The following is an 8,210-nucleotide window of genomic DNA, read 5'->3' as shown; positions in this document are numbered from 1 at the left end:
ATGATGAACGGTACAATATGGCGCGCTCCGCGCAAGCACTCAAAGATCCAAATAAAACGCCCTTGGAACATCTCACGGAAGCCATGTTCTTATCTTGGGCCCATCGCATCGAAAAACCACTGGACTTGACCATGATGCGGCTTGGCAACGTCGTCTTTGTCCATCTGCCCGGTGAACCGATGGTCGAATTCCAGCACTATGCGCAGGCATTGCTGCCCGATGCCTTTGTGGTGGTGGCAGCTTACGGCGATGGCGGCCCCGCCTATATCTGCCCCGATCGCGTATACGCAGAAGGGGGCTACGAAGCCGGTGCCTCCCATACCGCGCCGGGCGCTGATCAACAATTACGTGAAGCCATCAAAACACTGATGACCGGTTAAGTACAATCATACATCCAATTTAATCTGGTATGGTTCTGAAACAGCGAAGTGGAAGGCTGGTCTGTTGACTGGTGATGCCACTTGTCGTACACTATTCTTCCCATTCGTTTATGAAATTACAACCTTTATTGAAAAAAAAGGAGACTGTCGTGCTGAAAGCAGAATTTCATCATTTTGGCGTACCCACCCAAGAAAAACAAAAGAACGAACGCTACATTGAAGGTGCCAAAGTTTTTGTGACTGAACCGGAAGAGAACCCTTTTCGAATCGAATTTCTACGCTTCGAAGAAGGTACTTCCATGCCGCCGGAAGTGTGTCAAGGAGCCCACGCCGCCTATATGGTAAGCTCTTTAGACGAAGCCATGGCAGGGCGTGAAGTGATTGTTCCGCCTTTTAACGCCAGCGATACTTTACGCTGTGCTTTCATCAAGGATGGCGACGCAGTGATTGAGATCATGGAACAACAGTAAAATTAAGGTCGACAGGAAATACAAAGTGTCAGTGCTGGTCTTAATCAATGGCGACGAGCCATTCACCAAATCATGAGGAATATGCGGTCATGATCATGAAAAAACTGATTAACAATCCGGATAATCTGGTGCAGGAATTGCTGGAAGGTTTCATCCTCGCTAACCAACAAAAGGTGGCGCTCGCCCCGTCGAATTTGGTGGTTCGGGTATGTCCAAAACCGGCGGATAAAGTGGCGGTGGTCACGCTGGGCGGCAGCGGCCATGAGCCTGCGTTAAGCGGCTATGTTGGGGAAGGAATGCTGGATATCAGTGTCCCCGGCGAAATATTTGCCGCGCCCGGGCCGCCCCGCGTGTTGGATGCCTTACGCTTGGCGAAGCGAGACGCCGGTATTTTATTCATTGTGTTGAACCATGCGGGCGATGTGCTGTCCGCTAATGTTGCTGCAGGACTGGCGGCCAAAGAAGGCATTTTACTCCGTCGTGTTTTGACCCATGATGATATTTCCGGCGGATCCAGAGACACACCGGAAGAACGGCGCGGACTGGCAGGCTGTTTGCCGGTCATTAAAATTGCCGGCGCCGCGGCAGAAAAAGGCTATTCACTCGATGAGTGTGCCCGTGTCGCAGAAAAGATAGAGGCAGGCATGGCGACCCTTGCCGTTGCTATTTCCGGGGCCACCCACCCAAGTACGGGAGAGGTGATCGCAGAAATCGCTGATGGCAGAATGGTCGTCGGCATGGGACAGCACGGCGAGGCAGGCGGCGGCGAACAAGCCCTTGCCACGGCAGATAAAACCGCTGAAATTATGCTCGAGCCCCTCCTTGCAGATATAGAGGCGCAAGCCGGCGATGAAGTCTTTGTCATGCTCAATGGAACAGGTGCTACGACCCTTATGGAACTCTATTTAATTTTGCGTCGTGTTAAGCAGATTTTAGAAGCCCGACAGATTACACTGACTCGTTCGCTCGTAGGTGAATTTCTAACTGTACAAGAAATGGCCGGTTTCCAGATGTGTGTTGGCCGTCTCGACGAAGAACTTAAAAGCCTGTGGGACGCGCCCTCCAATGCCCCCGTATGGGTATCGAAATAAACCATGGTTAGTTTTACGACATCCTCTTGGATTGCGATGTTCAGAGGCGCGATCGACGAAATTCGCGGTCATCATAGTCTTTTATCTGAATTGGATTCTGTCGGCGGTGATGGGGATCACGGTACCACGATGAACCGGGCGATGGCTTCCATTGAAAAAGTGCTCGACGCTGCTGCGCCCCAAACTGTCGAAAAATTACTGAACGATGTGGGATGGGCGATACTCGGCGTAGACGGCGGCGCTATAGGCCCGCTTCTTGGCATGTTTTTTGTCTCCATGGCAGCTAAGCTTCAGGAAAAAACACCTGTGGACAATCTGGATTGGGCGGCTGTCTTCAAAGCGGGATTAGCCGGAGTGCGTGAACAGACCCAAGCACAGCCGGGCGATAAAACCTTGATTGACGCCTTGTTGCCCGCCGTTGATACACTTGCCGAAAAACTCATGGATTCCTTGTCTCCGGAAGAAGCGCTGCACAGTTCTGCTGTTGCCGCCGCAGAAGGGGCGGAACAAACCGCGACGATGCAGGCGCGTTTTGGACGTGCTAAACATATAAAAGAAAAAAGTATTGGCAGCCGGGATCCCGGTGCCACATCGGTGGCGCTGCTGTTTCGCGGCTTTGAAAAAGGATTGAAAGACCATGCCTGATAACGATATGACCCCCGCCAGTAACAACAAAGAATATGGCGTACACATCCCCATGGAAAATTCGGGCTTTTTCCTCAAAGGTTCCGCCCATCTCTATTGGGGCATGAAAAACCGCTTGTCTCGAATCTTTAACCCTGAATCAGGGCGAACCGTAATGCTTGCCTTTGATCATGGCTATATCATGGGACCCACATCAGGACTTGAGCGTCTTGATCTCGTCGTGCCACCGCTAATCCCGTATGTGGACTGCCTTATGGGAACTCGAGGCGCGTTGCGTACCTGTATTTCACCGGAAACAAATAAACCTTTAGTGCTCCGTTGCAGTACTGGTGCAACGGTACTCAAAGAATTGAGTAATGAGATCATAGGTGTTACCTTGGAAGAGGCACTCGCCATGAATGCTGCCGCTGTAACGACTCAGGTATGTATTGGCGCAGAAGGTGAACGTGAGACTCTCGACAATCTCGCCTATTTGATTAATGAAGGCAACCGCTACGGCGTGCCTACCCTCGGGGTCACTGCTGTGGGTAAAGAAATGCTTCGCGACGCACGATACCTCGGCTTGGCGTGCCGTGTTATTGCAGAGCTGGGCGCGCACTTCGTAAAGACCTATTATTGTGAGCCCGGTTTTGACACCGTCGTCGCTGCGTGCCCTGTTCCTATTGTTATTGCAGGCGGTAAAAAACTGCCCGAGCTTGACGCGTTAAAGATGGCGTATAAAGCCATTGATCAGGGCGCCATGGGCGTAGATATGGGGCGCAACATTTTCGCTGCCGAAGATCCCGCAGCAATGGCGCAAGCAGTGGGGGCTGTGGTGCATCGCTTTGAAAAACCGGAACAGGCCTATGCCTTGTATAATGATTTGAAAAGAAATACATAAACAGAAATTTTGGATTCCATCGAAAAACAATGATAATATAAGAGGATAGATCATTAAAGATTACGTAACAATACCAAGCCTCGAAAAAAAATGGTGAAGACCAAAATCAGTGCGTGCCAACGCCTTGAAATACACGTATATTAAGCAACGACGTCGCCTTGCCTAGGACTGGGCGTTGCGCGGCGCCCCTAAAAGGAGCCTGAACCCATGAAAATTACAAGACGACAAATGATGAGTGGAGTGGCTGTCGGAGCCGCAGGACTGCTTATGAAAGGAAAGGTCATGGCACAAAGCCTTAAAATGCCGGCAATTACCCGGTACCCCAATGAGCATTTTTATAAATCGGATGGAAGCTTTGATGAAGAAGCGGGTAAAGCAGCCTTTTTCGAAATGTTTGAAGCATTTCAATATCCCATTGTTGACCGCTTACGAACCGATGAATTTTGGGTCGTCGATTTCGGCTTGGGTAAGTTCACAGAAGTGGGAATGGGCGGAATCTTTTGGTTTAATAACAAAGAAGACAACTATTTCGGCCATGAAATTTATCTGTTGCCCGGCCAAATGATTCCCGAACATAAACATGTGCACACCGATGATGCCGCGCCGAAGATGGAGTCATGGCAGCCACGCCATGGCTGGATCTATATCTATGGTGAAGGGGAACCCACACCGGGTGTGGAAGAACGAATCCCCCCGTCTCACCGAGAAATTGCCCACGCACGCAAAGAACAAAAATTGCTTCCGGGCGAAATCGGAGCTTTGAACGCTGCTGAAGAGTGGCACTGGATGATTGCCCCTGAAGGCGCGATTGTTACTGAATACGCCACCTATCAAGATGGCGCCGCCTTGCGGTTTTCGCACCCACAAGTAAAAATGTAGTCATCGGCTTCACGCCCTTTACCGAGCGAAACGCCGAATATGTGTTTTATAAACGTGTTAATAATAGAATAACAAAGGGTTTTCGGAAAGATTTTAGAGCGCAGAACGCCTTTCCATTTGTTCTTTTGGGATATACTAAGAGCGACGTCTCTTCGACGCTTAGGTTTTCCGAAGGCTTGGTGTTGATATGACGCTACAATTGATAAACAATCGAGAAACCATATAATGAGATGATAATTAAATGCGATAGCAATGCTTTGAATAGGTATAACTGATAAAAATAGCTATTGAAACGATAATATGTATCGAATTGAAAGGCGAGGATCTTATGGAAATCTTTGGGAAGCGGCTGGTATTAAGTGTGGCGATTACAGCGATTGTCTTTAGTTCTGCAAACCTTTTTGCTCAGAATGCTATTAAAATCGGAAACATTACCGATTTGCAAAAAATCGGCAAAGATAGTGGTTTCCCTTTGAATCGTGAGTACGAATTGACTCAAAATATTGATGCAAGCGCTACCGCCGAGTGGAACGATGGAGCGGGCTTCGAACCCATCGGAACCGAAGATGATCCTTTTACAGGTATCATTAACGGGAAAAATCGTGTAATCACGGGATTGACTATTAATCGGCCTGAACAAGATTGTGTAGGACTTTTTGGCTATGTAAATGGAGCGGAGATCAAGAATATAATTTTGACCGGTGCTTCGGTTACGGGCAACGACTACGTTGGCGGTTTTATAGGTAGACGTGAGATAAAAGTCAATGACGACGACGAAGCGGAAGTGGGGATTCTGAGCAGTTGCTCTTTCAGTGGTGAAGTACAGGGTGAAAGTTATGTTGCCGGTCTGGTGGGGTGGAACTACGGTTCCATCATAAATAGTAACGTCACAGCCGACATTGTCGGGAATGCATATGTCGGTGGAATTGCCGGCTTTCTTGCAGCTACTGAAGCACACGCGACTGTTGCCAGTATTAATAATTGTGCTGCCCTTGGTGAAGTTACAGGCGAGACCTACGTTGGCGGGCTTGTAGGGTATGGCAATGGACGCGTTATGTATTCTCATGCGGCGAACGGAGTTTTCGGGACTATACATGTGGGCGGACTCGGCGGGGAGAATTATATGTTTACTATCAGCGATTCCTACAGCACAGGCACAGTGAAGACCGGCGATTTCGCCACCGGTATAGGTGGACTTATTGGCGTTAACTCTTATGGTACCGTACGCGATTGCTATGCTACCGGGGATATCGTAGCGGATGACAACAGTGTTGAACTGGGCGGACTCCTTGGAAAAAATTTAGGGATTATCGAAGGCTGCCATGCACAAGGCACAGTTACCGGCGGTGATAACTCCACACATCTTGGCGGCTTCATCGGATATAACGGCGCCGGGCAAATCAGCAACAGTTCCGCCACCGGAGACGTATACGGCGGTGGAGATTTTATGGGCGGGTTTATTGGGGAAAATAATGGGTCTACAATAAACCGCTGTTTTTCCTCAGGCGCCGTCATCGGCGGTGTTGATTTTATGGGAGGATTTATCGGCGAGAACGTTGGCGATATCACAGACTGTTATGCAACCGGTAACGTTAGCGGTACCGGAAATTATCGCGGCGGATTGATCGGAAATATTGGGGACAGTGACGTCAGCAATTGTTATGCAATCGGCGAGGTCAGCGACGGGGAACTTGCAGCTATGATTGGCGGGCTCCTCGGAAACATGTACATGGGCACGGTCTATTGGAGCTTTTGGAATGTTGAGACGAGCGGACAAGAGTTCAGCGCAGGCGGACAAGGATTGACCACGGAAGCCATGCTTGAGGTGTTTCCCTTTCAAGATGCAGGTTGGGGGTATGACGGTAATTGGGAAAAAGCAGAGAATGCGTATCCGAGACTTTCATGGGAAGGATTGGGCTTGCCCATCATCCCACTGCCCGGTGATCTGGCTTTTCCCGGCAGTGGTATAGAAGGAGATCCCTACAGCATCAGCACACCTGAGGAATTTGCCCAATTAAGCAACTATGCCCGGGCGCTAAATGCCCATTTCGTCTTAACGGCAGATTTAGATCTGTCCGGCCAAACACTGTCCCCCTTAGGCGATGCAAATGGATTTCAAGGGGCCTTTGATGGCGCCGGATTTGCGCTCTACAACGGAGTTCTAAATCGGTCTGATGGGTTGGATGTGGGGCTTTTTTCGAAACTTGCCGAGGGCGCGAGCATTACAAATCTCCGTGTCGAAAACATTATGGTTGCAGGAGCCAAGTTTGTGGGGGGACTCGTTGCAAATAATTTCGGAACCATCATCGGTTGTACTATATCCGGTGAAGTTAGCTGTACCGACGCGTCTGTGGGCGGACTGGTCGGCGTTAATTCCGGGCTTATCAACGATTGTTCCTCGGCGGTTAATGTAAGTGGGGGTACCCGTGTTGGCGGGCTTATAGGATTTAATAGCGAAGTTCTTGTTGGCTGTAGCGCCACGGGAACGGTTAGTGGTAATTCGCGCGTTGGCGGATTAGTCGGGCTTAACAACAATACTATTACGGATTCATGGGCCTCAGGAGATCTTCAGAGTACCTCGGATGATATTGGCGGCTTTGTTGGCGCCCACGCACAAGGTACGCTCAGCAATTGTTTTGCCACCGGCACGGTAACAGGTACCGGCAATAATATGGGTGGACTGATCGGGCTCAATAGCAGCGAAGTGAATACATCTTTTGCCGCCGGCGCAGTGATGGGTACCAGAAGGTTGGGCGGATTTATTGGAGCCAACAATGGCACTGTGAACATGTGTTACGCCTCAGGCGTCGTGCAAGGTTCCGATCAAATAGGAGGATTTATTGGATGGAACTCTTCCGGTTCCATAAATAATTGTTATGCCACGGGAGCCGTCACAGGTAATGTTTATATTGGCGGATTTGCCGGGTTGATGAATGCAGGCGGACTTCAATATTGCTATGCCGTCGGAACCGTGACCGGTTACGGCTATTACTTTGGTGGATTGGTTGGAAGTAGCAGTGTAACGATCAGTAACAATAACTATTGGGATATAGAACGTACCGGACAGACCTCCAGTGTAGCCGGCCAGGGACGTACAACGGCGCAGATGGTTTTCCCTTACGGCGGCACGAGTTATGGCTCTTGGAACTTTCAAGATATATGGGCACATGATACCTGCCGTCAACTAAACAAAGGATATCCTTTCTTAGCCCAGGTTGCTCCGGAATTTGATGAGAATGTTCCCCTGTGTGATGATGGCATAGACTGTACGGTCGATAGCTGTGATCCGGAATTAGGCTGTATAAATGACCCCGATGATACACGTTGTGATTTGTATGAGGGAGATGACTGTTGGACAGCCACCTGTGATCCTGTAGAAGGATGTGTTTATGTGTATATTTGTGAGGAAGGAGAAGAAGAAGGAGAAGATGAAGGAGAAGGGGATGGCGAATGTGAAGATCCAATGGCTTATTTTACTGCCAAACCATCAAAAGGAGACGCGCCCTTAACCGTGGTATTTAAGAATCTATCGGATAATATGGACGGTTGGACTTGGGATTTTGGTGACGGCAGTGGCAGTGACGAGTACAGTCCTGTTCATGTCTTTAATTATGGCGGCGACTTTATAACCAAACTGAGTATTTGGAATGAGTGCGGTGAAAAACAATATCAAGTACGCATAAGAGTGAACGGACCCGCACCTGAAGGTGAAGGCGAAGAACCCGTTGAGGGCGAAGGCGAGGGTGAAGAACCCCTTGAGGGCGAAGGTGAAGGTGAAGAACCCGTCGAGGGCGAAGGTGAAGGTGAAGAACCCGTCGAGGGCGAAGGTGAAGGTGAAGAACCCGTCGAGGGCGAAGGTGAAGGT

7 protein-coding genes are annotated in these 8,210 nt (G+C 49.5%); all 7 read left to right on the top strand.

Going from position 1 to position 8,210, the window contains the following annotated elements:
- Positions 1-380, top strand: a 380-nt coding sequence (locus tag GX117_04885; GenBank protein NLO32679.1) for a hypothetical protein, incomplete at its 5' end; no start/stop codon positions are given.
- 149 nt (positions 381-529) lie between these two features.
- The gene (locus tag GX117_04880) at positions 530-850 is read left to right on the top strand and encodes a hypothetical protein (GenBank protein ID NLO32678.1); all 321 of its coding nucleotides are present in this window, start codon (positions 530-532) and stop codon (positions 848-850) included.
- An 89-nt stretch (positions 851-939) separates the two neighbouring features.
- Entirely contained in the window at positions 940-1,941 is a 1,002-nt protein-coding gene (locus GX117_04875) for a dihydroxyacetone kinase subunit DhaK (protein NLO32677.1), read from the top strand.
- Between the two features lie 3 nt (positions 1,942-1,944).
- Positions 1,945-2,586, top strand: a complete 642-nt coding sequence (gene dhaL, locus GX117_04870) for a dihydroxyacetone kinase subunit L (GenBank protein ID NLO32676.1) — start codon at positions 1,945-1,947, stop codon at positions 2,584-2,586.
- Positions 2,587-2,593: 7 nt separating this feature from the next.
- Positions 2,594-3,466 (top strand): 3-hydroxy-5-phosphonooxypentane-2,4-dione thiolase, encoded by an 873-nt coding sequence (gene lsrF, locus GX117_04865; protein NLO32675.1) that lies wholly within the window; start codon positions 2,594-2,596, stop codon positions 3,464-3,466.
- Positions 3,467-3,673: 207 nt separating this feature from the next.
- Positions 3,674-4,345: a hypothetical protein gene (locus GX117_04860; protein NLO32674.1), complete on the top strand. Its 672-nt coding sequence runs from the start codon at positions 3,674-3,676 to the stop codon at positions 4,343-4,345.
- A 328-nt stretch (positions 4,346-4,673) separates the two neighbouring features.
- The coding region (locus GX117_04855; protein ID NLO32673.1) for a hypothetical protein at positions 4,674-8,210 on the top strand (3,537 nt) is incomplete at its 3' end.

Source organism: Candidatus Hydrogenedentota bacterium, from assembly GCA_012523015.1.
Lineage (GTDB): Bacteria > Hydrogenedentota > Hydrogenedentia > Hydrogenedentales > CAITNO01 > JAAYBJ01.
Note: the sequence above shows the minus strand (reverse complement) of the source record. Positions and strands in the feature narration are given on the sequence as shown.

Bases quoted from the DNA above. Each gene is read 5' to 3' on its own strand.
- dhaL (NLO32676.1), top strand. From the start codon at position 1,945: ATGGTTAGTTTTACGACATCCTCTTGGATTGCGATGTTCAGAGGCGCG.
- lsrF (NLO32675.1), top strand. From the start codon at position 2,594: ATGACCCCCGCCAGTAACAACAAAGAATATGGCGTACACATCCCCATG.
- GX117_04875 (NLO32677.1), top strand. From the start codon at position 940: ATGATCATGAAAAAACTGATTAACAATCCGGATAATCTGGTGCAGGAA.
- GX117_04860 (NLO32674.1), top strand. From the start codon at position 3,674: ATGAAAATTACAAGACGACAAATGATGAGTGGAGTGGCTGTCGGAGCC.